20 protein-coding genes and 1 pseudogene are annotated in these 23,907 nt (G+C 74.3%); 14 read left to right on the top strand and 7 right to left on the bottom strand.

Translation table 11 applies throughout. From position 1 onward, the window contains the following. Window positions 1–193: 193 nt before the first annotated feature. Both ACIQ1J_RS28200 and ACIQ1J_RS28195 read right to left on the bottom strand, forming a co-directional pair. Window positions 194–1,033, bottom strand: a complete 840-nt coding sequence (locus ACIQ1J_RS28200; protein ID WP_403561148.1) for a LysR family transcriptional regulator — start codon at window positions 1,031–1,033, stop codon at window positions 194–196. Window positions 1,034–1,075: 42 nt separating this feature from the next. Beyond that, the gene (locus ACIQ1J_RS28195; RefSeq protein ID WP_403561146.1) at window positions 1,076–2,026 is read right to left on the bottom strand and encodes an EamA family transporter; all 951 of its coding nucleotides are present in this window, start codon (window positions 2,024–2,026) and stop codon (window positions 1,076–1,078) included. Window positions 2,027–2,146: 120 nt separating this feature from the next. Between ACIQ1J_RS28195 and ACIQ1J_RS28190 the strand changes: the two genes are divergently transcribed. Further along, complete coding sequence (locus ACIQ1J_RS28190) at window positions 2,147–2,656, top strand: MarR family winged helix-turn-helix transcriptional regulator (RefSeq protein ID WP_403561144.1); 510 nt, start codon at window positions 2,147–2,149, stop codon at window positions 2,654–2,656. A gap of 328 nt (window positions 2,657–2,984) precedes the next feature. Here the strand turns inward: ACIQ1J_RS28190 and ACIQ1J_RS28185 are convergent, their stop codons facing one another. The 3 genes from ACIQ1J_RS28185 to ACIQ1J_RS28175 form a co-directional block, all read right to left on the bottom strand. Then, window positions 2,985–3,266 carry a hypothetical protein gene (locus ACIQ1J_RS28185; RefSeq protein WP_121747032.1) on the bottom strand — a complete coding sequence of 94 codons (282 nt, stop codon included), beginning with the start codon at window positions 3,264–3,266 and terminating at the stop codon, window positions 2,985–2,987. Window positions 3,267–3,348: 82 nt separating this feature from the next. After that, window positions 3,349–5,451, bottom strand: coding sequence for a 4-alpha-glucanotransferase (malQ, locus tag ACIQ1J_RS28180; RefSeq protein ID WP_403561142.1), 2,103 nt, complete (start codon window positions 5,449–5,451; stop codon window positions 3,349–3,351). A 9-nt stretch (window positions 5,452–5,460) separates the two neighbouring features. Further along, a complete protein-coding gene (locus ACIQ1J_RS28175) occupies window positions 5,461–5,766 on the bottom strand; it encodes a hypothetical protein (protein ID WP_210962060.1) in 306 nt (101 codons plus the stop codon). Window positions 5,767–6,031: 265 nt separating this feature from the next. Between ACIQ1J_RS28175 and ACIQ1J_RS28170 the strand changes: the two genes are divergently transcribed. The 5 genes and pseudogenes from ACIQ1J_RS28170 (at window position 6,032) to ACIQ1J_RS28150 (ending at window position 10,254) form a co-directional block, all read left to right on the top strand. Next, window positions 6,032–6,565 carry a PadR family transcriptional regulator gene (locus ACIQ1J_RS28170; protein ID WP_403561140.1) on the top strand — a complete coding sequence of 178 codons (534 nt, stop codon included), beginning with the start codon at window positions 6,032–6,034 and terminating at the stop codon, window positions 6,563–6,565. Next, window positions 6,562–7,269: an ABC transporter ATP-binding protein gene (locus ACIQ1J_RS28165; protein WP_403561138.1), complete on the top strand. Its 708-nt coding sequence runs from the start codon at window positions 6,562–6,564 to the stop codon at window positions 7,267–7,269. The genes ACIQ1J_RS28170 and ACIQ1J_RS28165 overlap by 4 nt, the downstream gene beginning before the upstream one ends. Beyond that, window positions 7,266–8,627 (top strand): ABC transporter permease, encoded by a 1,362-nt coding sequence (locus ACIQ1J_RS28160; RefSeq protein WP_403561136.1) that lies wholly within the window; start codon window positions 7,266–7,268, stop codon window positions 8,625–8,627. Before ACIQ1J_RS28165 ends, ACIQ1J_RS28160 begins: the two co-directional genes overlap by 4 nt. Window positions 8,628–8,970: 343 nt before the next feature. Beyond that, window positions 8,971–9,342 (top strand): annotated as a pseudogene (locus ACIQ1J_RS28155) (transposase); the annotation flags it as partial. Window positions 9,343–9,597: 255 nt separating this feature from the next. Further along, on the top strand, window positions 9,598–10,254 hold the full coding sequence (locus ACIQ1J_RS28150) for a class I SAM-dependent methyltransferase (RefSeq protein ID WP_403561134.1): 657 nt from the start codon (window positions 9,598–9,600) through the stop codon (window positions 10,252–10,254). Here the strand turns inward: ACIQ1J_RS28150 and ACIQ1J_RS28145 are convergent. Both ACIQ1J_RS28145 and ACIQ1J_RS28140 read right to left on the bottom strand, forming a co-directional pair. Continuing rightward, window positions 10,235–10,483, bottom strand: coding sequence for a DUF397 domain-containing protein (locus ACIQ1J_RS28145; protein ID WP_403561398.1), 249 nt, complete (start codon window positions 10,481–10,483; stop codon window positions 10,235–10,237). The genes ACIQ1J_RS28150 and ACIQ1J_RS28145 overlap by 20 nt on opposite strands. A 2-nt stretch (window positions 10,484–10,485) precedes the next feature. Continuing rightward, on the bottom strand, window positions 10,486–11,022 hold the full coding sequence (locus tag ACIQ1J_RS28140) for an HNH endonuclease (RefSeq protein WP_210962055.1): 537 nt from the start codon (window positions 11,020–11,022) through the stop codon (window positions 10,486–10,488). Between the two features lie 352 nt (window positions 11,023–11,374). Here ACIQ1J_RS28140 and ACIQ1J_RS28135 point away from each other — a divergent pair, with 352 nt between their 5' ends. The 8 genes from ACIQ1J_RS28135 (at window position 11,375) to ACIQ1J_RS28100 (ending at window position 23,906) form a co-directional block, all read left to right on the top strand. Beyond that, window positions 11,375–12,469: a mechanosensitive ion channel family protein gene (locus ACIQ1J_RS28135; RefSeq protein ID WP_210962054.1), complete on the top strand. Its 1,095-nt coding sequence runs from the start codon at window positions 11,375–11,377 to the stop codon at window positions 12,467–12,469. A 217-nt stretch (window positions 12,470–12,686) separates the two neighbouring features. Then, on the top strand, window positions 12,687–13,916 hold the full coding sequence (locus ACIQ1J_RS28130; protein WP_403561131.1) for an ROK family protein: 1,230 nt from the start codon (window positions 12,687–12,689) through the stop codon (window positions 13,914–13,916). A gap of 276 nt (window positions 13,917–14,192) precedes the next feature. Beyond that, complete coding sequence (locus tag ACIQ1J_RS28125; protein WP_403561129.1) at window positions 14,193–15,458, top strand: 6-phospho-beta-glucosidase; 1,266 nt, start codon at window positions 14,193–14,195, stop codon at window positions 15,456–15,458. After that, the gene (locus tag ACIQ1J_RS28120; RefSeq protein WP_403561127.1) at window positions 15,449–16,420 is read left to right on the top strand and encodes an N-acetylglucosamine kinase; all 972 of its coding nucleotides are present in this window, start codon (window positions 15,449–15,451) and stop codon (window positions 16,418–16,420) included. Before ACIQ1J_RS28125 ends, ACIQ1J_RS28120 begins: the two co-directional genes overlap by 10 nt. A gap of 535 nt (window positions 16,421–16,955) precedes the next feature. Next, window positions 16,956–18,410: a hypothetical protein gene (locus ACIQ1J_RS28115; RefSeq protein ID WP_403561125.1), complete on the top strand. Its 1,455-nt coding sequence runs from the start codon at window positions 16,956–16,958 to the stop codon at window positions 18,408–18,410. A gap of 59 nt (window positions 18,411–18,469) precedes the next feature. After that, window positions 18,470–19,522: a glutamate ABC transporter substrate-binding protein gene (locus ACIQ1J_RS28110; RefSeq protein WP_403561123.1), complete on the top strand. Its 1,053-nt coding sequence runs from the start codon at window positions 18,470–18,472 to the stop codon at window positions 19,520–19,522. Between the two features lie 59 nt (window positions 19,523–19,581). Then, window positions 19,582–20,916 carry a hypothetical protein gene (locus tag ACIQ1J_RS28105; RefSeq protein ID WP_403561121.1) on the top strand — a complete coding sequence of 445 codons (1,335 nt, stop codon included), beginning with the start codon at window positions 19,582–19,584 and terminating at the stop codon, window positions 20,914–20,916. Window positions 20,917–21,026: 110 nt separating this feature from the next. Further along, window positions 21,027–23,906, top strand: a complete 2,880-nt coding sequence (locus ACIQ1J_RS28100; protein WP_403561119.1) for a tetratricopeptide repeat protein — start codon at window positions 21,027–21,029, stop codon at window positions 23,904–23,906. Window position 23,907 lies beyond the last annotated feature (1 nt).

Here is a 23,907-nt window from a genome sequence, read left to right as displayed (position 1 = left end):
CCCGCAGGCGCGCCCGTGCCCGCAGGCGCGCCCCGTGCCCGCAGGCGCCCCCCGTAACTCGCAGGCGCGCCCCGCACCTGCAGGCGCGCCCCGTACCTGCAGGCGCGCCCCGGTGTGTGTTCAGCGGCCGGTCCCGGGGGCATTCAGGGGCGGGTCCCGGGGGCGTGCGTACAGGGCCGGGCCCCCGTTGCGTTCAAGGCCGGGCGTCCGCCGCTGTGCGCAAAGCCGTGAGGACGGTTCCGACGGCGGCGCCCTCGCCCGCGCCCCTGCGCACCGCCGCGACGACGTGCCGGACGGGGCGGTCGGCGTGCAGTTCGCGCATCAGCACACCGTCTCGCGGCACGGCCGCCATGCGCGGCACCAGGGCGACGCCCATGCCCGCCTCGACCATCGCGAGGATCGCCGTCCAGCCGGCCGCCGCGTGGGCCTCGGGCCGGAACCCGGCCGCCTCGCAGGCACCGCGCGTGATCTCGGACCAGGGCCCGCTGCCGCCGAAGATCCACGGCTCGGCGGCGAGGTCGGCCAGCCGCAGCCCGTCCGCGCGGGCCAGCGGATGGTCGTCGGGCAGCGCGACGTCCAGCGGGTCGGCGAGCAGCGGGACGCGGGTGAAGCGCGGGTCGGCGGCGCTCGGCGCCTGCGCGGCCAGCGACAGCGCGAGGTCCACCGCACCGGCGGCCAGCAGTTCGTACGCCTCTTGCGCCTCGGCCTCCCGCACCCGCACCGCGATCCCCGGATGCGTCGCCCGCAGCGCGGTGACGGCCGGTACGACGAGGGCGGGTACGGCGGTGGAGAAGGCGCCGACCCGCACCTCGCCGGCCTCCCCGTGGACGTAGGCCGCCAACTCTGCGTCGGCGCGTTCCAGTTGCTCGAGGACCGCCTCGGCGTGCCGCAGCACCAGCCGGGCCGCGTCCGTCAGCCGGACCCGCCTGCCCTGGGCCTGGAGCAGTTCCACCCCGAGCTGTCTGGAGAGGTTCGTCAGCTGCTGGGAGACGGCGGACGGCGTCATGCGCAGCGCCTCGGCCGTCGCGGTCACCGCCACGGAGGTCCTTTCGGCAGGGCGACGATTGCGGTGTGCCTACCGTCGCAGCACCGGACCCGTCAGGTCCATCGAATCTTTTCGACCATTCTTTGGAGGAGAGCTGAAAGGTGCGGAGGGTGCGGCGACCTTCGCACGCGGCGCGAGCTGCCCCGCGGCCGTCGCCCCGAACGCCAGCGCCATGCCCGCCAGTTGCACCGGCGTAAGCGCCTGTCCGAGCGCCGCCCAGCCGACGACGGCGGCGGTCAGCGGTGAGAGCGGGCCGAGGAAGGTGGCCTGGGTGGCGGAGAGCCGGCCGATGCCGCGGAACCAGAGCCAGTACGCCACCGCCGTGCCGGCCAGCGCCAGGTAGAGGTAGCCGCCGGCCGCAGGGCCGTCCAGCGCGGGCGGGGCGCCCTCGGCCAGGAGGGCGAGCGGCGCGATGAGCAGGCCGCCCGCGGTCAGCTGCCAGCCGGTGAGCGCGAGCGGGCCGACACCGTCCGGGCGGCCCCACCGCTTGGTGAGCACGGTGCCGGCCGACATGGAGGCGGTGGCCGCGAGGGCCGCCGACACGCCGAGCGCGTCCAGCTCCCCGGCCGCCTTCAGCACGACCAGGCTGACGCCGGACGCGGCGGCGACGCCGGTGAGCACGGACCGGGCGGTGGGCCGCTGCCCGAGCAGCAGCGCCGAGAGCCCGACCACGATCAGCGGGCCGACCGAGCCGACGGCGGCCGCCATGCCTCCCGGCAGCCGGTACGCGGAGAGGAACAGCAGCGGGAAGAAGGCCCCGATGTTCAGCGCGCCCAGCACCGCCGCCTTCCACCACCAGGCGCCGCGCGGCAGCACCCGGGCGAGGGCGAGCAGCAGCAGACCGGCGGGCAGGGCCCGCATCAGCCCGGTGAACAGCGGCCGGTCGGCCGGCAGGAACTCCGTGGTCACGGCGTAGGTGGTGCCCCAGGAGACGGGGGCGAGGGCGGTGAGCGCGATGAGGGTGGGGCGGCCGGCGGCCATGAAGGCACCCTTCGGACGACGGGCGAGCGAAAAGCTCAGTAGAAAGTAGCTTAGCTGTAAGCAAGATGCCGTCAAGCTACTTTCTTGCGGCCGAGCGGAGGTGTCCCGATACTCGTGGGCATGACTGAACACCCCGAGCCGCGCAAGGACCCCGTCGACGCGATCATCGACCAGTGGGCGTCGGTGCGGCCCGACCTGGACACGGCCGCCATGGAGGTGTTCGGCCGCGTCTTCCGGCTCGCCCGCGCGATGGGCGACCGGATGGAGAAGGCGTACTCGCGCTTCGGCATCTCGCGCGGGGAATTCGACGCCCTGGCCACGCTGCGCCGCTCCGGCGAGCCCTACACGCTCTCCCCCAGGCAGCTCTCGGCCACGCTGATGCTCACCACCGGCGGCATGACCGGCCGCCTGGACAAGCTCGAACGGGCCGGACTGCTGCGCCGCTCCCCCGACCCGCACGACCGCCGGGGACTGCAGGTCACGCTCACCGACCGGGGACTGGAGCTGATCGACGAGGCGGTCGGCGCGGGCCTCGCCGCCCAGACGGAGGCCCTGGCCGCCCTCGACGACGGACGGGCCGCCCAACTGGCCGACCTGCTGCGGCACCTGCTCGCCGGCACCGAGAAGTAGGCGGCCCGCTCGGCCCACGTGCGCGGCGGGGGCCGCCTACTTCTCGGTGCCCGCCGCGTCCGCGCCGTCCGCCGCCCGGGCCAAGTACCCGTCGGGCCGCACCAGCACCGCCGTCCGCCGTCCGCCCGCTCAGCGCTCCACGGCCGGCCGGTCCGTCGCCTTCGCGGCGTGCCGGGATGTGATCAGCACGAACCGGCGCCGCGCGCCGCTCACTCCTGCCCGGCCGGCGCGAGGGTCACACGCACGCCGAGGGCGCCGGTCCCGCCCGTACACGGCTGACGCGTGTGTGCGGTGGGACCGGCGCCCTCGGTGAAGTCGAGGTGAGCCGTCAGACCTTGGCGTCGGCCTTGGGCCGGGTCTTGATGTTGCGGGAGGTCACGCGGTGCTCTTCCTTGGACCTGTCCAGGACCATGACCAGGACCGCGATGATCACGAACAGCGCGATCGGGGCCACGACGTAGAGACCCAGCGTCTCGATGACGCTCAGGCCCGTGCCGGGGTCGTCGCCGTCGTCGCGGGTCAGCGCGAGCGCGGGGGACGACATGAGCAGCATCATCAGCGTCGTACCGGCTGCCAGGGCGCCGGCGCGCAGGGCGTTCTTCTTGTCCACGGTGCAAAGTTAGCGAACGGCCGGAAGGGCCGCGCGCCCGGGGTGCCGTACGGGGGCCGTGAGCGGTCCGGGGGCGGGCCGCTCAGTCGCCGGCCCGGTCCCGTACGACGTCGATCAGGGCGTGCAGCCGGGCGGAGGCGGCCAGGTCCTCCAGGGTCACGGGGCGGCCCTCGGCGTCGGCGACGGGCAGACGCCAGTTCGGGTACTGGTCCCAGGTGCCGGGGAGGTTCTGCGGGCGGCGGTCGCCGACGGCGTCCGGGAGCCAGATGCCGGCCAGGCGGGCGGGGGTGCGCAGCAGGAAGCGGTGGACGGCCTGGATGCCGGCCTCCTCGGAGGGGGTGCCGGTGTCACCGCCGGTGCCGTGCAGCAGGCCGAGCCGGGCCAGTACGTCCAGCCACTCGGCCGTGTCCGCCGACGCCTCGGCCCGCTCCTCCTCCAGCGGGTGGGCGAGCAGGCCCAGGCGGTCGCGCAGTTCGACGTGTTCGCCGGTGAGGCGGGCGGCGGTGGACGGCAGGTCGTGGGTGGTGGCGGTCGCCAGGCAGTCGGCGCGCCACCGCTCGGGGGGCAGGGGCCGGCCGTCGCCCGCCCAGTCGCGCTCGAACCACAGCACGGAGGTGCCGAGCACCCCGCGTTCGCGCAGCGCCTCGCGCACGCCGGGTTCCACGGTGCCCAGGTCCTCGCCGATGACCACGGCGCCGGCCCGGGCCGCCTCCAGGACCAGGACGGCGAGCATCGCCTCGGCGTCGTAGCGGACGTAGGTGCCCTCGGTGGGCGGGTGGCCCTCGGGGACCCACCAGAGCCGGAACAGGCCCATCACGTGGTCGATGCGCAGGGCTCCGGCGTAGCGGAACAGGCCCCGCAGCAGGCTCCGGAAGGGTGCGTAGCCGGACTCGGCGAGGCGGTCGGGGCGCCAGGGCGGCAGGCCCCAGTCCTGGCCCCGGGCGTTGAAGGCGTCCGGGGGTGCGCCCACCGACATGCCGGCGGCGAAGTGCTCCTGCTGCGCCCAGGAGTCGGCGCCCCGCGGGTGCACGCCCACGGCGAGGTCGTGGACGATCCCGACCGGCATCCCGGCCTCGCGGGCGGTGCGCTGGGCGGCGGTGAGCTGGGTGTCGGTGAGCCAGGTGAGGCGAGTGTGGAAGTCGACGCGGTCCATCAGCTCGCTGCGGGCGCGGTCGGTCTCGGCCGAGCGGGGGTCGCGCAGGCCCTCGGGCCACCGGTGCCAGTCGGAGCCGTGGACCTCGGCGAGCGCGCACCAGGTCGCGTGGTCCTCCAGGGCCGTGCCCTGTTCGGCGAGGTAGTCGCAGTAGGCGGCGCGGCGGCCGGGCCCCAGGGGGACCTCGCCGAGCAGTTCGAGGGCCTCGCGCTTCAGCTCCCACACGGCGTCCCGGTCGATCAGGGCGCCCTTCTCCAGCACGGCCTCGCGCAGCCGTCCGGCCCGCTCCTGGAGGGCCCGGGCGCGCTCGCCGTCGGTGAGGTACGCGAACTCGGGCACGTCCTCGATCCGCAGGTGGACCGGGTCGGGGAAGCGCCGCGAGGAGGGCCGGTACGGGGAAGGGTCGGTGGGGGCGCCGGGCACGGCCGCGTGCAGCGGGTTGACCTGGACGAACCCGGCGCCGAGGGCGCGTCCGGCCCAGGCGGCCAGTTCACCGAGGTCACCGAGGTCGCCCATGCCCCAGGAGCGGCGGGAGAGCAGGGAGTAGAGCTGGACGAGGAGTCCGTAGGAGCGTGTGGCGGGGACGGGCAGCCGGGCGGGCGCGACGATCAGGTGGGCCCGGGCGGTCCGGCCGTCGGGTGCGGTGGCGGCCAGGCGGTGGACGCCGGCCGGAAGCCGCCCGGCGCCGTCGCGGGTCTCGCCCTGCTCGGTGTCGACGCGCAGCCGGGTGCCCTCGGGCAGGGCGGCCAGGGCGGCGGGGGTGCCGCCGTCGCTCCAGGCGACCACGGTGGGCGGCAGCAGGCGTTCGCGCAGCACGGACTCGCGGGCGGCGAGCGCGGCGCGTACGGCCTCCGGTGTGCTCGTGTCCGCGCCGAGGGCGGCCAGCGCGAGGGCGACGGCGGTGGCCGAGACCGCGACGGTGTGGTCCGGGGACGGGCTGTATGAGGTGGCGACGCCGTGCAGGGCGGCGAGCCGGGTCAGATCCTCGGGAAGGTCTTCGGTGGGGGGCTCGGCCGGCCGGGCTGCTGACATCTGCGACCTCTACGACCTCGTGGGTTCCGGGACGGCGAAGGAGGGGCCGCCCTGCTCCGGCACGTCCGCCGTGAGTTCGGGCGAGGACTCGCTGGTCAGCGGCACGGCGTCGGCGAACGGCGACTCGCTGGTGAGGGGCTCGGCGTCGGGCAGCGGCGGTTCGCTGGTGAGCGGTGCCTCGGCGCAGCTGCCGGTGGCGCCGAAGACGCAGTAGTGCGGGGTGTCGGAGGCGGCGGAGGGATCCGCCCAGGGGGTGGACGGCTCCGCCACGGGTTTGGACGGGGCCGGGAGCAGAAGCGGTGCCAGTGCAGCCACGGGGTTCTCCTTCGTCGAGCGTTGTTTCGGGCGCGCTTTTGGCGCGTTACGGCAGCCCTACCCAGTCCGCGCGAGGTCAGGCACCCCAGCACCGACAACGTGCTCCTGGTCACACTCCATTCTCGCGAACTCCCCACCAATCCGGACAGAACAGCCACGTAACCCGTCTGAGTACCACGCAAACCGGCCGCTCGGCTCCGGAACGCGCCGACACCTCACCCTCAGCTATTCACTCAGTACATGTACTCAGTGAATAATGCTCCCCATGAGCACCCGTCACATCCTGCTGGGGCTGCTCGCCTCGGGGCCGAGTCATGGCTACGACCTGAAGCGACGCCACGACGAACGCTTCCCCGAGGCTCGTCCGCTGGCCTACGGGCAGGTCTACACGACCCTGCAACGCCTGGTCCGGGACGGTCTCGCGGAGGTCGACGGCACCGCGTCGGACGGCGGCCCGGAGCGGACCGCGTACCGCGCGACGGACGACGGCGCCCGCGAACTGGCGCGGTGGGCGGGCGAGATCGCACCGCCCGCCCCGTTCGTGGCGAACGAGATCTTCGCCAAGGTCGTCGTATCCATCCTCACCGGTGGCGACGCGGGCGCCTACCTGCTGGCCCAGCGCGCCGCCCACATGGGCCGGATGCGGGAGCTCACGGCGGTCAAGACGGCCCCAGGCACAAGCCTGACGACCGTGCTCTCGGCCGACTACGCCCTCAACCACCTGGACGCCGACCTCCGTTGGATGACCACCACGGCGGCCCGGCTCACCACTCTGACCGCGGAGGTCCGCACACCATGACGAACGGGGACACGAACGGGACCACGGCGGGGCCGCTGCTCGCGGCCCGCGGCCTGGTGAAGTCCCACGGCAGCACGGAGGCCCTGCGCGGCGCCTCGGTCGACCTGCGGGCCGGCGAGATCCTCGCCGTCACCGGGGCCAGCGGCAGCGGGAAGTCGACGCTGCTGCACTGCCTGGCCGGGATCGTCCGCCCGGACGCGGGTTCGGTGACGTACGCCGGCCGGCGGCTGGAGGAGCTGCCGGAGAAGCGGCTGAGCGAGCTGCGCCGCACCGACTTCGGGGTGGTCTTCCAGTTCGGGCAGCTGATCCCGGAGCTGACGGCGCTGGACAACGTGACGCTGCCGCTGATGCTGGCCGGTACCGGCCGCACCGAGGCGCGGGCGCGGGCCGGTCGGTGGCTGGAGCGGTTCGGGGTGCGCGGGCAGGCGGAGCTGCGTCCCGGCGAGATGAGCGGCGGTCAGGCGCAGCGGGCGGCGCTGGCCCGCGCGCTGGTCACCGGGCCGAAGGCGGTCTTCGCGGACGAGCCGACCGGGGCGCTGGACTCGTTGGCGAGCGAGCAGGTGATGACGGCGCTGGCGCATACGGCCCGGGAGTCGGGCACGGCGGTGCTGCTGGTCACGCACGACGCCCAGGTGGCGGCGTACGCGGACCGCGAGGTGCGGCTGCGGGACGGTGCCGTGGCGCCGCTGGAGGTGACGGCGTGAGCACGGTGGCCTCGGACGTCCGGCTGGCCCGGCAGCTGGTACGCGGGTCGGACCGGCGGGAGTGGTGGCGGATCATGCTGACGGCGACGGGCGCGGCCCTCGCGACGGGCTTCGCACTGGCGGCCGTCACGCTCGCGTCCCTTCAGGGCGGCCTGACCGTCTCGGTCGGCCACGGCCTGCTGAACGAGCCCGGCACCCGGGCCGGAGTGATCGTCAGTCTGCTGATGCTGCTGGTTCCGGTGCTGGGCTTCCTCGGTCAGTGCGCCCGGATCGGTGCCGTCCACCGCGACCGGCGGCTGGCCGGGCTGCGGCTGGCCGGGGCGACGCCCTGGCAGGTCCGGCGGATCGCGGCGCTGGAGACCGGGCTCGCGTGCCTGGCGGGCTCGGCGGTGGTGACTGTCTTCTCCGTCCTGCTCCTGCTGCGCCTGTGGAGCCGCCCGACCGCCCTGACCTGGGCGGGCATCGCGCTGGTCGCCGTCGGGGTGCCGGTGCTGGGCGCGGTGGCGGGGGCGTTGGCGCTGCGCCGGGTGGTGGCGTCGCCGTTGGGCTGGGTGCGCCGGACGGGGCCGACGACGGGCCGCGGCCCGGGACGCCTCTTCCTGGCCGCGCTGCTGCTGGTGGCGGCGCTGGCGCCGCTCGCCGTGGCCACGACCGGCTTCGGTTCGGGCGGACGGCACTACCGGCAGGGCCCGCTGACCGTGTTCGCCCTGGTCATCGCGGTCGGTGCCGGTGCGGTGCGGCTGTCGGGGGCGATGGCGCGACTCACCGGGCGGCTGCTCGCCCACCGGGCCCGGACCGCCGCCCCGCTGATCGCGGCGGAACGGCTGCGCGCCGACCCCTGGGCCCCGGCGCGCACCCACGCCGCGGTCCTGCTGGTGACGGTCGCCGGTACGGCGTTCCTGTGCGTCCGGCACGCGATGCTCACCGAGTTGCGCTCCCGGGAGTGGCACCTCGGCGCCGACCTGGACTACTACACCGCCGGCCTCGACCTGACCGGTACCGCCGTCCTCGTCGCCCTCGCGATCACCCTCTCCGGCCTCGCCGTGGGCACCGCCGAGTCCCTGACCACCCGGCGCCGTGCCCTGGCCGCCCAGGTCGCGGCCGGAGTGCCGCGTGCGGTCCTGAACCGGGCCCTGCTGATGGAAACCGCCGTCCCGCTCGCGCCCGCCCTGCTGCTGGCCGGTGCCGGGGGCCTGGCGGTCGGCGTCTGGTACTCCACGGCGACCGGCGTCGGCTCGGTGCCGTGGACAGCCCTGCTGGTCGCGCCCGCGGTGTACGCGTCCTGCCTCCTGTCGGCGGCGACGGCGCTGCCGCTGCTGGGCCGCTCGGTACGACCCGGGGAGTTGCGGTACACGTGACGCGGCCGTGCTCTGGGCAGACCTGCCGCTGCGCACCGCGTTGTCCGTCCACGGGACCTGGCGCCTCCGGTGCCCGTCTCGTGTACGCGGTCGCGAATGCGGCGCGGTGCACGGGACTGTCTCGTGTTCGTGTGCCACCGGCTCCCCCCTTAGTCCCGACGGACCCGCTGTGCGCGGTGGACCGGCACGAGGACGCTGTCGCGCTGCGGGACGGACGCTCGTCCCTCCTCCCCGTCATCTTTTCGCGGTCCTGCAAGAGGGCCGCTGGCCTCCGGGCCCGGCATGACTGTTGCCCCCTGTCGATGGGATGACCTGGGGGGTGGTGTCAACGGGTCCGAGGGGTGCCTTGCCCGGCATCGGCGTCAGGACCGCCGCAGTCCTCCTGGCCACCGTCGGCGACGGCAGCAGCTTTTCCACCGCCGCCCATCTGGCCTCCTACGCCGGCCTCGCCCCGGCAACCCGGCAGTCCGGCACGTCGATCCACGGCGAGCACGCCCCCAGAGGCGGCAACCGGCAGCTGAAACGGGCGATGTTCCTCTCCGCGTTCGCGGCCCTCCACGATCCCGCCTCCCGGTCCTGCTACGACCGCTGCCGAGCCCGCGGCAAGACCCACACCCAGGCCCTCCTCCGCCTCGCCCGCCACCGCATCAGCGTCCTGTTCGCCATGCTCCGCGACAGAACCTTCTACGAACCCAGGAGCCCCCGACTCACTTGACGAAGGACATAGAGGCACCCCTCTCCCCTCTCCCCTGTCCCCTCTCCCCTCTCCCCGCAGCCGTCTTCGTCCCGGCGGGGCGGGGCGTACCGAAAGGCGTGAGCACTCGGCGGGCAAGTGTCATCTTGGTGCTCGAATGAGCGGCTTGGGGACAGTAGAGGCCTGAGTGTTCACGTTAGGTGCGGTGTGCGGGGCTGCGGGAGCCGTGGCCTGTCCCCAGGCTTCCGGCCCGGGACGAACTGTCGAAGGAACCACATGACGTCACTGCCTCACCGGCTCCTCCAGGCGCTCGACCGCTTCAACGCCGCCCACCCCTGGGACCACAACGCCCACTACCACCGCTGGATCCTGCGGCAACTTCCCCACCGGTTCGGCAGCGCGCTGGACGTCGGTTCCGGCAGCGGCGACCTGGCTCGGCTTCTCGCCACCCGTGCCGACGAAGTCCACGGTGTCGACTCCGACCCCCGGATCACCTCCCAGGCACGCGTGCTGACCCCGGAGGCGACGGCGGCGTCCTTCACCGTCGCGGACGCACTGACGGGACTCCCCGCCGGACCTCACGACGTCATCACCTGCGTCGCCACCATCCACCATCTGCCGTTCACCGAGGCCCTCGACACCTTCCGCCGGCACCTTGCTCCCGGCGGCACCCTGGTCGTCGTCGGCCTCTTCCGGCCGCGGACCGCCACGGACCACCTCCTCGGCGCGGCCGCCGTCCCGCTGAACGCAGCCACCGGGTGGCTCAAGAACAGGGGCCGGAGCGCCGCCCCGCCCACCTCGATGACCACCCGGACCCGGCCGGCCGACATGCCCTTCTCCGACATCACCGAAGCGGCCCGCACCGCTCTGCCCGGCGCCCGGCTGCACCGACGGCTCTTCTGGCGCTACACACTCACGTGGAGCGGCCCTTGAGCGGGCACGACCCCGACTCCCCCGCGAACCGAGCCCAGGCCTGCGGCGCGACGCGAGGTATCGGCCCGCCGGCGGGCCTCTTGGAGTCGCGGACGGCCGCCATCGCGGGAACGTCGGGGGCGACCTCGACGCACTCACCGGAGCGGCAGGACCTGGCGGCAGGACCTGAAGGCGGACGTTCTCCAGGCCGGCGACTTCCACCCGGCCCGGCGTACGCGAAGGCCCGGATCGTCAGGCGGAGATGCCGTCGATCCGGGCCATGGCGTCCTCCGCGCCGTACGGCTGCAAGTACGGCAGCCAGCGCGGGTCCCTGTGGCCCGTGCCGATGATGCGCCAGGCCAGGCCGGTGGGCGGGGCGGGTTTGTGGCGCAGGCGCCAGCCGATCTCGCCGAGGTGCCGGTCGGCCTTGACGTGGTTGCAGCGGCGGCAGGACGCCACGACGTTGTCCCACGCGTGCAGGCCCCCGCGACTGCGCGGGACGACGTGGTCGACGCTGGTGGCGACGGCGCCGCAGTACATGCAGCGGCCCCCGTCGCGTGCGAAGAGCGCCCGCCTGGTGAGCGGGACGGGCCCCCGGTAGGGCACCCGCACGAATCGCTTGAGCCGGACCACGCTGGGTGCGGGCACGGTGACGGTCGCGCTGTGCAGATAGGCGCCGGACTCCTCAAGGCATACGGCCTTGTTCTCGAGGACGAGGACGAGCGCGCGGCGGAGCGGTACGACGCCGAGTGGCTCGTACGACGCGTTGAGAACCAGGACATGCGGCACGGATGCCTCCTTGTACGCCGGCGGCGCGTGGCTCGCGCCGGGACGATCCGTAGTCAGTCTCCCCTCACGGCTGGTGGAAGCGCCACCATGTCCCGGTAACGGGCTGGGAGTGTTTTCGACCACACGGAATGCATCCCCACGACCGTGACCAGTTCAAGCGCGGGTGAGTACCGTCTCTCTCGCCCATTTCGGGCCGATCCGCGCCCGGTGCCCCGTTAGTGTGGTGCTTCTGCCCGTCCGGTGACCTTTCCGTGACCTTGGAGCGGACCTCGGCCGGATCATGGACCGGATCTCGGGCCCGACCTTGGCCCCGCCCTGTGCGGACGGGTCGCCGCACCTGGAGGTGTCCACCGTGTCCCTGTCCGCCGCCGTCCTGTCGGCCGCCGGTTCGCCGCCGTCCCCGTCGCCGTCCCCGACGGCCCCGGCGGTGCCCTCGCTCCAGGACGCCCATAAGAGCGCGACGAACGCCGCCGGCTGGGTCGAGGAGAACTGGTCGACGTGGCTCGCGATCGGGTTGCGGGTGCTGCTGATCGTGGTGATAGCGGCCGTGCTCAGGGTGGTGGTGCGGCGGGCGATCACCAAGCTGATCGAGCGGATGAACCGAAGGGTGGGGACAGGCGCCAGCACCGCGCTGAGCGGCCTGCTGGTCAACGCCGAGCGGCGCCGTCAGCGCTCGGAGGCCATCGGCTCCGTACTGCGCTCGGTGGCCAGCTTCCTCATCCTCGGCACCGCGGCCCTGATGGTCCTCGGCACCTTCCAGATCAACCTCGCGCCGCTGCTCGCGTCCGCCGGTGTCGCCGGCGTGGCGATCGGCTTCGGCGCCCGCAACCTGGTCACCGACTTCCTCTCCGGCGTCTTCATGATCCTGGAGGACCAGTACGGGGTCGGCGACAGCATCGACGCGGGCGTGGCCTCCGGCGAGGTCATCGAGGTCGGGCTGCGGGTGACCAAGCTGCGCGGCGACAACGGCGAGATCTGGTACGTCCGCAACGGCGAGGTCAAGCGGATCGGCAACCTCTCCCAGGGCTGGTCGACGGCCGGCGTGGACGTGACCGTCCGCTCCGGCGAGGACCTGGACAAGGTGAAGGAGACCATCGCCGCCGTCGGCGAGCGGATGGGCAAGGAAGAGCCCTGGAACGAGATGCTCTGGGGCCCGATCGAGGTGCTCGGCCTGGACTCCGTACTGCTCGACTCGATGGTGGTGCGGGTCTCCGCGAAGACCATGCCCGGCAAGTCCCTCACCGTCGAGCGCGAGCTGCGCTGGCGCGTCAAGCGGGCCTTCGACGCGGCCGACATCCAGATCGTCGGCGGTCCCGAGATCCCGGGGCAGCCGGCCGCGGCCGCCGACCCGACGGCCGGCGTCGCGGCACCGTCGGCGTACGCGAGCACGGTGTCGCCGCAGTCCGTCGCGGCGTCCCCGATCCCCCCGACGAGCACCACCAAGTAGATCCGGCCCGCGCTCCCCTCCCGCCCCCGAGGTAACGACTGTGTCGCCTCGGAGGCGCTCTCTTGACGCCCCCTGCGGGGCGGCTCTACGTTTCTCAGTCAACAGGAAACTTTCCTAACAAACTCGGTCCCGCTCACCGCCGGACGGAGGGCGGCCGGTGGACCTCCTCCACCGGACACTGAAGAACTGAGCGACCGAGAGGCAGGGGTGGACACGCATGGCAGGAACCGCCGGTACGCCGGGCACCCCGCGCGTCCTGCGCGCCATGAACGACCGGGCCGCCCTGGACCTCCTGCTGGAGCACGGCCCGCTGTCCCGCACCCGGATCGGCAAGCTCACCGGCCTGTCGAAGCCGACCGCCTCCCAACTGCTGGCCCGCCTGGAGGCGGCGGGACTCGTGCTGGCCGGCGGTACGACCGAGGGACGCCCCGGACCCGGCGCCCAGCTGTACGAGGTCAACCCGGCCGCCGCGTACGCCGCCGGGCTCGACGTCACCCCGGACCGCATCCTCGCCGCGGTCGCCGACATCACGGGGCGCACGGTCGGCCGGCACGAGCTGCCCACCCCGGGCCGGCGCGCCGCCATCCCCGTCGTCCAGCAGGTCACCGACGCACTCGACGGCGCGGTGAAGGCCGCCGGACTCGCCCGGGACGACGTCCGCCGCCTCGTCATCGGCACCCCGGGCGCCTTCGACCCGGGCACCGGGCGGCTGCGCTACGCCTCCCACCTGCCGGGCTGGCACTCCCCGGCCCTCCTCGGTGAACTCGCCGCCGCCCTGCCGATGCCGGTCGAGTACGAGAACGACGTGAACCTCGCCGCCGTTGCCGAGCAGCGCCTCGGCGCGGCCCGGGGCCACGAGGACTTCGTCCTGCTGTGGAACCAGGAGGGCCTGGGCGCCGCCCTGGTGCTCGGCGGCCGGCTGCACCGCGGGTGGACCGGTGGCGCGGGCGAGGTCGGGTTCCTGCCGGTGCCGGGCGCCCCGCTGGCCCGCAAGGTCAGCCGTACGGGCAGCGGCGGCTTCCAGGAGCTGGCCGGTTCCCAGGCCCTGGCCGGGCTGGCCCGGGAGCTCGGCGTCACTTCCGTGCCCTCCGGGGCGTACTGCGAGGTCGCCGCCGACCTCGTCGCCCGGGCGGCGCGGGCCGCCGAGGACGCCGACGACGACAACGACCCGCACCGCCGCCTGCTCCGGACGTACGCCACCCGACTGGCCACCGGTCTCGCCTCCCTCGTCTCCGTTCTGGACCCCGAACTGGTGGTCCTGAGCGGCACCTCGCTCGCCGCGGGCGGTGAGGCGCTGCGCGCCCTGGTCCAGGACGAGCTGGCGGAACTGGCCGCGTCCAGGCCCCGGCTCGTCGTCGGTGACGTGACCGAGCATCCCGTCCTGCGCGGCGCGCTGGAAAGCGCGCTGGCCACCACCCGCGACGAGGTCTTCGACACCTCGCGCTGAAACACCCCGCTCACGCCCTTCCCCTGCCCCTCCCGCCCCTGCCCCCGCCCCCGCCCCCGCCCCAGGGAGATCCGCCATGCCCGGAATACAGAAAAACGGCTCTCGCGGTCGCCGTCTCCGCCTCCCTCACCCTCCTCGCCACCGCCTGCACCGATCGGTCCGGCACCGTGCCGCGGAGGACCCGAACGCCCTCGTGTTCCTCTTCGCGCAGAAGGCGTTCGTCGAGGGGCATCACGCTGACCGGAGTCAAGGGATGAGCAAAGGAGTGGTGACCGCATGAAACTCACCGTGGTCGGCGGCGGTTCGACCTACACGCCCGAACTCGTCGACGGTTTCGCCCGGTTGCGGGACACGCTGCCGGTCGAGGAACTCGTCCTCGTCGATCCGGCGGCGGACCGGCTGGAGTTGGTAGGTGGCCTCGCCCGCCGCATCTTCGCCAAGCAGGGCCACGGCGGCCGCATCGTCACCACCTCCGACCTCGACGAGGCCGTGGAGGGCGCCGACGCCGTCCTGCTCCAGCTCCGCGTCGGGGGCCAGGCCGCCCGTGAGCAGGACGAGACCTGGCCCCTGGAATGCGGCTGCGTCGGCCAGGAGACGACCGGCGCGGGCGGTCTGGCCAAGGCGCTGCGCACCGTGCCGGTGGTACTGGACATCGCCGAGCGGGTCCGCCGGGCCAACCCGGACGCCTGGATCATCGACTTCACCAACCCGGTCGGCATCGTGACCCGCGCCCTGCTCCGGGCCGGGCACCGGGCGGTCGGCCTGTGCAACGTGGCGATCGGGCTGCAGCGCAAGTTCGCCGCGCTCCTCGGGGTGGCACCCGCCGACGTCCACCTGGACCACGTGGGCCTCAACCACCTCACCTGGGAGACCGGCGTCCGCCTCGGCGGCCCCGAGGGCGCGGACGTCCTGCCCCGGCTGCTGGCCGAGCACGGGGACGCGGTCGCCGCCGACCTCCGCCTGCCCCGGCCCCTCCTGGACCGCCTGGGCGTCGTCCCCTCCTACTACCTGCGCTACTACTACGCGCACGACGAGGTCGTCGACGAGCTGCGCACCAAGCCCTCCCGGGCCGCCGAGGTGGCGGAGATGGAGCGGCGGCTGCTGGAGATGTACGGCGATCCGGCCCTGGACGAGAAGCCCGCCCTGCTGGCGAAGCGGGGCGGCGCCTACTACTCGGAGGCGGCCGTGGACCTGGCCGCCGCCCTGCTCGGCGGCGCCGGCTCCCCGTACCAGGTGGTGAACACGTACAACCGGGGCACGCTGCCCTTCCTCCCCGGCGACGCGGTGATCGAGGTGCCGGCCGCGGTGGGCGGCAAGGGCGCCGCTCCCCTGCCGGTGCCGGCCGTGGACCCGCTGTACGCGGGCCTGATGGCGAACGTGACGGCGTACGAGGACCTGGCCCTGGACGCGGCCCTGCGCGGCGGCCGGGACCGGGTGTTCCGGGCGCTGCTCGCCCATCCCCTCGTCGGCCAGTACGCGTACGCCGAGCAGCTCACCGACCGGCTGATCGCACACAACCGGGAGCACCTGGCGTGGGCCTGACCGCAAGCCTGCTCGCCGTCGACGCGGGCAACAGCAAGACCGACGTCGCCGTGGTGACGGCCGACGGGGAGGTTCTCGCCACGGCTCGCGGCGGCGCCTTCCGGCCGCCCGCCGTGGGCGTCGAGCGGGCCGTGGACGCACTGGCGGAGGCGGTGACGCGGGCCTTCGCCGCGGCCGGCGTCACCGCCGTCGAGCACGTCTCGGCGTGCCTGGCCAACGCCGACCTGCCAGTGGAGGAGGAGCAGCTGGCCGCCGCGCTGGACGCGCGCGCGTGGGGCACGAGCGTGGACGTACGCAACGACACGTTCGCCCTCCTGCGGGCGGGCGTCGACGAGCCTCTCGGCGTCGCCGTCGTGTGCGGGGCCGGCGTCAACTGCGTGGGCATGCGCCCCGACGGCCGGACCGCCCGCTTCCCGGCCATCGGGCGCCTCTCCGGCGACTGGGGCGGCGGCTGGGGGCTGGCCGAGGAGGCGCTGTGGCACGCGGCGCGGGCGGAGGACGGGCGCGGAGAGCCCACGGAACTGGCCCGCACCCTGCCGGCCCACTTCGGGCTCGGCTCGATGTACGCCCTCATCGAGGCCCTGCACCTGCGGCGCGTCGAACCCGTCCGGCGCCACGAACTGACCCCCGTGCTGTTCGCCACGGCGGCGGGCGGCGACCCGCTCGCCCGGGCGGTCGTCGACCGGCAGGCCGACGAGGTGGTGGCCATGGCCACGGTCGCGCTGACCCGGCTGGACCTGCTCGCGGAGGAGACTCCGGTCCTCCTGGGCGGCAGCGTACTGGCGGCACGGCACCCGCAACTCGACGACCGAATACGGCAGCTGCTGACGTCCCGCGCCCCCAAGGCCGTACCCCGGGTGGTGACGGCACGCCCCGTCCTGGGCGCGGCCCTCCTCGGACTCGACCGGGCGGGGGCCTCCCCCGGGGCCCACACACGGGTCCGGGCACACTTCGCCGCCTGAGACCACACGACCCGACGCCCGCTCCGGGGCCCGGTCCGGGTCCGGAATCCGGTCCGGGTCCGGGTCCGGGTCCGGAACCCGGTCCGGGTCCGGCCCGGTGTCCTGTCCGGGCCCGGGACCTGACTCCGGCCCGGACCCGGTTCCCCGGCCCGCGCCCGGTCGCCTCAACTCCGGGTCCCAGACCGGTCCCGAATCCGAACCCGACCCCGATCCGGCACCGGACCCAGCGCCGGGCCCCACCCGAGCCCAAGGCCAGACCCGACCCAAGCCCCAGACCGGCCCCGAATCCGAACCCGACCCCGATCCGGCACCGGACCCAGCGCCGACCCCACCCGGGCCGGCCCGGTTTCGGGCCCGACCCCGCACTGGCCCCCGCGGAGCCCGGATCGGGGAACCGAACCGGTTCCGGTGGCGTATTCATGGGCAGGGGTGGTGCGTTGCACCCGGTTCGGATCAGGATCGGGTGAAGGCCGGTGCGAATGCCGGTGCGGGCAGGGATACTTGCGGCGACGGATGACCATGGGGGAGGTCAGCAGTGACTCGACCGCCGAAGGGCAGCGCGGCGCCACCGCCGGGCACCGGCGCGCCCGTCCTGCCCGCCCTACCGCCGCAGCCCCGGCCACTGCCCCCGCAGCGGTCGGGCGGCACGCCCGCCGGGCCGCCTCCCGCGGAGCCCCGCCGCACCGCGTTCGCCGAGGGCGTGGACCGGCTGCGCGCGGCGGCCGTCACCGAGCCGGGGCGGCTGCGGATCATCGGCGCACTGCTCGCCGCGCTCGTCGTCGCCTTCGGCGCCGTCACCGCCTGGCAGATGAACGCGCGGTCCCAGGCCGCCGACGACGTCCTCACCCGCAGCCAGCCGCTCACCTCCGACGCGGCCGACATCTACCGCTCCCTCGCCGACGCCAACACCGCCGCCTCCAGCGGCTTCCTGGCCGGCGGACAGGAGACCAAGGCCTCCCGCGACCGGTACGAGAAGGGCATCCGCACGGCCGCCGAAGGGCTCGTGACGGCCGCCGCCAACTCCGACGCCGACTCCCCCTCCGCGGCGACCATCACCGAGCTCAACCGCCTCCTGCCCGAGTACAAGGGCCTCATCGAGCGCGCCCGCACCTACAACCGCCAGGGCTTCCCGGTCGGCGGCGCCTACCTGCGCTACGCCAACGAGAAGATGCAGAAGGACATGCTTCCGGCGGCCGAGGACCTCTACAAGAAGGAGAACCAGCGGCTGCGCGCCGACTATGCGGACGCCAGGCCCTACCCCTGGGCCGCGCTGACCCTCGGCGTCCTCGCGCTCGCCGCCCTGGCCTGGGCACAGCACCGCAACTACCGGCGCACCAACCGGGTCCTGAACCACGGCCTGGTCGCCGCCACGGCCACCGCCACGATCGTCATGCTCTGGCTGGTCGTCGGCCACAGCGTCGCGCGGTCGAACCTGGGCGACTCCTACGACCACGGCGTACGCTCCCTGGACGTGCTGCACGACGCCCGCATCGCCTCCCTCAAGGCCCGGGGCAACGAGAACCTCACGCTGGTGGCACGCGGCGCGGAGACGAAGAAGGTGGGCGACGAGACGTTCGACGCCTACGACTTCGACTTCGGGAAGAACATGGACACCCTGGGCAAGGGCCTGGCCGAGGCGGAACGGCTCGCCGACGACGAGGCGGGCGAGCGGCCGGTCGCGGCGGCCGACGGCAACATGGCGGAGTGGAAGAAGCGCCACGCCTCGGCCCGTGAGCAGGACGAGAGCGGCAACTACCAGCAGGCGCTCGACCTGGTCATCGGCGGCAAGGGAGCCACCGTCGAGTGCTTCGACGGCGTCGACACCTCGCTGGCCGCCGCCATAAAGCACGAGGAGCGGGAGTTCGAGCAGGCGGCGGGGGACGGGCTGGACGCGATGGGCTACCTGCCGCAGGGCGCCGGCGTCCTGGCCGGGCTCGGCGCGGCCGGCGCGCTGCTGGGCATCGGCCGCAGGCTCTCGGAGTACCGGTGAGGCGGGGCGCGGGCCCGGCGGACGGGCGGGGAGGGGTACCCGTGGAAGGAGGCGCGAGGATGCGTGCACGACGACTGCGGGCCGGACTGAGGGGTTGGGGCGGTGTGGGCGCGATGGGCTTCGCCTGCGCCCTCGCGGTGCTCTTCGCCCTGCTCCTGCCGGTGGTCCGCTCGCACGGCGAGAACGGCGGCGCGGGCACCGGCACCGCCGGCCACGGGGTCGCCCACGGCAGCCAGGCGCGCGCGGCCGAGGAGTGCGCGGAGCCGGAGAAGCAGACGCTGTCCCCGGACGACGCCGACGGCCCCACCATCGACGAGATCCAGAGCCGCGAGGGCGAGAAGCGCAAGCTGATCGTCGGCGTCGACCAGAACAGCTACCGCTGGGGCTACCGCGACCCGAACAGCGGTGGGGACGCCGAGCTGGAGGGCTTCGACATCGACCTGGTGCACCGCATCGCGGAGGACATCCTGGGCGACCCGGGCGCCGTGCAGTTCAAGGCGATCCCCACCGACCAGCGCATACCCGCGATCCAGGACGGCCGGGTCGACATGGTGGTCCGCACGATGACCATCAACTGCGACCGCCTGGCGGACGTCGCCTTCTCCGCGCCCTACTTCGAGACCGGCCAGCAGGTCCTCGCGCCCAAGTCCTCGGCCATCACCGGGTACGACGACACGCTCGCCGGCAAGCGGATCTGCACGGCGGCGGGTTCGACGGCGTTCAGCACGCTGGAGCAGGACCGGCAGGACGGCAAGCTGTCCGCCGACGCCGACCTGAGCACCACCGTGCCCAACCAACTCGACTGCCTGGTGCGGCTCCAGCTCGGCGAGGCCGACGCGGTGGTCACCGACGGGGCGCTCGCCGCGAGCCAGGCCGCGCAGGACCCGACGGTCGAACTGCAGGGCGACGCCTTCACCACCGAGTACTACGGCGTGGCGATGAAGAAGGACGCCGACGATCTGGTACGCCGGGTCAACCAGATCCTGGTGGAGTGGCGCGCGGACAGGGCCGAGGGCTGGCAGCACTCGTACGACGACTGGCTGTCGGAGACCATGGGGGACGACTCGAGGAAGTCGGAGCCACCGCCCCCGCAGTATCTGCGCGAGAACTGAACGACCGCCGCAGCGCAGGGAAAGAGCACGCACAAGTCCGCGACAGCGAGGGGTGATCGATGGGCGACACGGGACCCACCGGGCCGGTGATGGACCGGGACGAGGTGGACCGTGCGCTGGCGCGGCTCGGCGCGGAGCACGAGGCGGTCGAGACCTCGCTCCTCTCCCTCCAGGACCACGCGGGCCGCAGACTCCTCGAAGGCGCCGAGCTCACCGGGGTGACCGGCGAGCGCTGGGCCGCCGCGGAGGCGTCGATCACGCTGCTGTGGACCTACTTCGACGCGTACACGGGCGCGCTGCGCACGGCACGGGAGATCCGCTCCCGGCGCCGCTGGTCCAGCCGCGAGGACCTGGCCGAGCTGACCGAACTGCTGCGCGGCGAGGCCGTCACGGTGGCCGGCAGCGCCACCGCCACGGCCGCCGCGCCCACCCTGGACGGCGGTCCGGGCCGGCTCAGCGAGCGCTACTCGCTGGCGACCCTGGTCGACCGGATGAACCAGCTCTACGCGACCTCACTCGACATGGTGGTCGCCGCCGACGCGGTGTGGTCGGCGCTGCCCGCGCGGATCGATTTACTCGCCGCCGAGCTCCAGCGCACCCGCCGCCTCGCGCACTCCGTGGGCGTCCGCCCCGGCGAGCACCCGGCCGGCGACGACCTGGAGCGGATCACCCGCACCCTGACGAAGCTGCGCGAGCGGGTGGTGTCCGACCCGCTCGCCTTCTGGCTGCCCGCCGAGGGCAGTTCGGCGCCGGGCGGCGGCCGGCCCGACACCACGGTGTACGACCGGGAGGCGCGCGCTCTGGAGGACGTGCGCCGCGAGATCGACGCCGTGCTGACGGTGCGCCAGGACGCGGAACGCCGGATCGTGTCCCTGCGGGACGTACTCTCCCGCGCGGACCGCACACTCGCCGAGGCCCGCACCGCGCGCGGCGAGGTGCTGGCGAAGATCGCGGCGACGGAGGTGCCGGTCGTCAGCGGGCCGCCGACGGCGCTGCAGGAGCAACTGGCGGCGGCCGCCGAGTACCGCAGACACGCGCAGTGGCACCGCCTGTCCCCGCTCCTGGAGTCCCTGGAGGAGAAGGCGGAGGACGAGCTGCTGCGCGCCCGCGAGTCGCTGACGGCGGTCACCGCGCCGCTGGCGGTCCGCGCGGAGCTGCGCGGCCGGCTCGACGCGTACAAGGCGAAGGTGGCCCGGCTCGGCCACGCCGAGGATCCCGAGCTGGCCGAGAAGTACGAGAAGGCGCGCCGCGTGCTGTGGAGCGCGCCCTGCGACCTGCGCGTCGCCGAGCAGGCCGTGCTGCGCTACCAGCACGCGGCGGCCGACCTGCTCGGCTCCGCCCCGCGCGTGCCCGGTCAGGGCGGGCCGGTGGACCGGACGGGGCCCGGCGCGTGAGCGACAGGGGGTGTCGTCCGGATCAGGCCCGCTCCGGGCAACGGTGCCCTGCGACAGACCCCGCGACCCCGGCAGGACCCGAACGACACCCCTAGGGGGGAGGCAGCGTCATGAGTGAGGCACAGCGGACGTGTCAGCGTCCCGGCTGCGGCGGGACCTACGAGGACGTGGGCGGTGGCGAGCTGTACTGCGACACGTGCGGTCTCGCACCGGTCGTCGCCTCCAACGGCATGGTGGGCTCGACGCCGACCGGGGTCACCGGTGGCGGTGGCCGGGGCTCACGCGGATCGCGCGGCTCGGCGGGCAGCGGCAGTTCGCGGTCGAGCAGCCGTAGTGCGCGTACGTCGTCGCAGTCGTCGAAGTCCCGGCGTTCGGTGTCGGGACGGCTGTCGCGGTCGGTGTCGGGACGCTCGACGGGCCGGTCGGTGTCGGTGCGCAGCTCGGGTTCCCCCGCCGGTTCCTCCGCGCGCGGGCGCCTCGGCGCCGGCCTGGTCGAGGTCCCGGCGATCCCGCGGCCCGACCCGCGCGCGATGGTCCTGGACAACCCGGAGGTGCCCGAGCGGAAGCGGTTCTGCTCGCGCTCGGACTGCGGGGCGCCGGTCGGGCGGGCGCGCGGGGAGCGGCCCGGGCGCACGGAGGGCTTCTGCACCAAGTGCGGCCACCCGTACTCGTTCGTGCCCAAGCTGAAGGCCGGGGACGTCGTGCACGGCCAGTACGAGGTGGTGGGCTGCCTCGCGCACGGCGGGCTCGGCTGGATCTACCTCGCCGTGGACAAGGCGGTCTCCGACCGCTGGGTGGTCCTCAAGGGCCTGCTGGACACCGGCGACCAGGACGCGATGGCGGCGGCCATCTCCGAGCGCCGGTTCCTCGCGGAGATCGAGCACGCCAACATCGTGCGGATCTACAACTTCGTGGAACACCTCGACCAGCGGACGGGTTCGCTGGACGGCTACATCGTCATGGAGTACGTCGGCGGCAAGTCGCTGAAGGAGATCGCCAACGCGCGGCGCTCCCCCGAGGGCAGACGCGACCCGCTGCCGGTCGAGCAGGCCTGCGCGTACGGCATCGAGGCGCTGGAGGCGCTGGGCCACCTGCACAGCCGCAACCTCCTCTACTGCGACTTCAAGGCCGACAACGCCATCCAGACCGAGGACCAGCTCAAGCTGATCGACATGGGCGCGGTGCGCCGGACGGACGACGAGGAGTCGGCCATCTACGGCACGGTGGGCTACCAGGCGCCGGAGGTCGCCGACGTCGGCCCGTCGGTGGCGTCCGACCTGTACACCGTCGGCCGTACCCTCGCCGTGCTGACGTTCGACTTCCAGGGCTACACCAACGTCTACGCCGACTCCCTGCCGGACCCGGACACCATCGACGTCTTCAGGCGGTACGAGTCGTTCTACCGGCTGCTGGTGCGCGCCACCGACCCCGATCCGGCCCGCCGGTTCGCCTCCGCGCAGGAGATGGCCGAGCAGCTGACGGGTGTGCTGCGCGAGGTGGTCTCGCTCCAGACGGGCCGCGCCCGGCCCGCCGTGTCCACGCTGTTCGGGCCGGAGGTCAGGGTGACGGACACCGAGTTGTTCCTGCGGCTGGACGGCGACGTGTCGCGGCTGGGCGCCCGGGTGCCGGGTACGAGGAGGCGCGGCTCCGCCTCGGCTCCGGCGCTGCGGCCGGGCAGCACGGGCAACGGCCCGGCGCTGCCGGGCGGGACGAGCGCGGCGGTCGGGGCGCCGGGCGGGACGGGCACGGGGGTCGGTGCACCGGGCGGGGCGGCCACGGGGGTCGGCGCACCCGGCGCGACCGGCACGGGTTTCGGCGCACCCGGTGGGACGGGCACGAGTACCGGACCGGCCGGCGGAGCGGGCGCGAGCGCCGCGCTGCCGGGTGCGGTGAGTTCGGTCGGCGAGGTCGGCGGACCCGGCGGCATCGGCGGCATCGGTGGCAGCGGCGGACCCGGCGGCATCGGTGGCAGCGGCGGACCCGGCGGTGTCGGTGGCAGCGGCGGACCCGGCGGACCCGGCGGGCTCGACACCGGTGCCTCCGGCCTGGTCAAGTCGGCCGACGCGCCCACCGCCGCCCTCGCCCTGCCGGTGCCCCGGGTCGACGCGGGCGACCCCAACGCGGGCTTCCTGGCGGGCCTCATGGCGTCCGCGCCGGCTGAGCTGCTGACCGCGCTGGCCGCCGCGCCGGCGCCGTCGGCCGAGACCCGGCTGCGGCAGATCCGGGCGCGGCTGGAGACCGGCGACGCGCCCGGCGCACTGACGGCCCTGGAGACCCTGGAGGGCGAGCGGCCCGACGACTGGCGGGTGGTCTGGTACCGGGGACTGGCCGCACTGGTGACCGGGGATCACGAGGTCGCCGCGCTGGCCTTCGACGCCGTCTACGACGCCTTCCCGGGCGAGATCGCGCCCAAGCTCGCGCTCGGCCTGTGCGCGGAGGTGCTGGGGCAGCTCGACAACGCCGCCGAGTACTACCGCCTGGTGTGGTCGTCCGACCCGAGCCATGTGAGCGCGGCGTTCGGGCTGGCCCGCGTGCAGCTCGCCGGCGGTGACCGGGCCGGTGCCGTACGGACGCTGGAGTCGGTGCCGGAGTCGTCCATACACTGCACGGCCGCGCGCGTCGCGGCCGTACGGGCACGGCTGCGGCAGCGCACCGCGGGCGCGGGTGACACGGCCTTCCTGGACGATCTGGTCGCCGCCGCGCGGCAGGTCGAGGCGCTGGACGTGTACGGTCTGGATCCGGCGCGGCGCGAGCAGCTGTCGACCGAGGTCCTCGGCTGCGCGCTGGACTGGGTACTCTCCGGAGGTCAGGGTTCCGTCCCGCCCGCCGCCGGGGGACGGACGCTGCTCGGCAGCGGCCTGGACGAACGCGGCCTGCGCTTCGGCCTGGAGCGTTCGTACCGCACGCTGGCTCGGCTGGCGCGGGGCGGCGAGGAGAGGATCGACCTGGTGGAACGTGCCAATCGTTACCGCCCCCGGACGTGGGTGTAGT

Source organism: Streptomyces sp. NPDC097107, assembly GCF_044762405.1.
GTDB classification, from domain to species: Bacteria; Actinomycetota; Actinomycetes; order Streptomycetales; family Streptomycetaceae; genus Streptomyces; species Streptomyces thinghirensis.
The sequence above is the reverse complement of the archived record's forward strand: the minus strand, read 5'-3'. Positions and strand labels throughout refer to the sequence as shown.

Coding starts and splice junctions, on each gene's coding strand:
- ACIQ1J_RS28195 (WP_403561146.1), bottom strand. CDS start 2,026: ATGGCCGCCGGCCGCCCCACCCTCATCGCGCTCACCGCCCTCGCCCCC.
- ACIQ1J_RS28190 (WP_403561144.1), top strand. CDS start 2,147: ATGACTGAACACCCCGAGCCGCGCAAGGACCCCGTCGACGCGATCATC.
- malQ (WP_403561142.1), bottom strand. CDS start 5,451: ATGTCAGCAGCCCGGCCGGCCGAGCCCCCCACCGAAGACCTTCCCGAG.
- ACIQ1J_RS28170 (WP_403561140.1), top strand. CDS start 6,032: ATGAGCACCCGTCACATCCTGCTGGGGCTGCTCGCCTCGGGGCCGAGT.
- ACIQ1J_RS28165 (WP_403561138.1), top strand. CDS start 6,562: ATGACGAACGGGGACACGAACGGGACCACGGCGGGGCCGCTGCTCGCG.
- ACIQ1J_RS28150 (WP_403561134.1), top strand. CDS start 9,598: ATGACGTCACTGCCTCACCGGCTCCTCCAGGCGCTCGACCGCTTCAAC.
- ACIQ1J_RS28130 (WP_403561131.1), top strand. CDS start 12,687: ATGGCAGGAACCGCCGGTACGCCGGGCACCCCGCGCGTCCTGCGCGCC.
- ACIQ1J_RS28125 (WP_403561129.1), top strand. CDS start 14,193: ATGAAACTCACCGTGGTCGGCGGCGGTTCGACCTACACGCCCGAACTC.
- ACIQ1J_RS28110 (WP_403561123.1), top strand. CDS start 18,470: ATGCGTGCACGACGACTGCGGGCCGGACTGAGGGGTTGGGGCGGTGTG.
- ACIQ1J_RS28105 (WP_403561121.1), top strand. CDS start 19,582: ATGGGCGACACGGGACCCACCGGGCCGGTGATGGACCGGGACGAGGTG.
- ACIQ1J_RS28100 (WP_403561119.1), top strand. CDS start 21,027: ATGAGTGAGGCACAGCGGACGTGTCAGCGTCCCGGCTGCGGCGGGACC.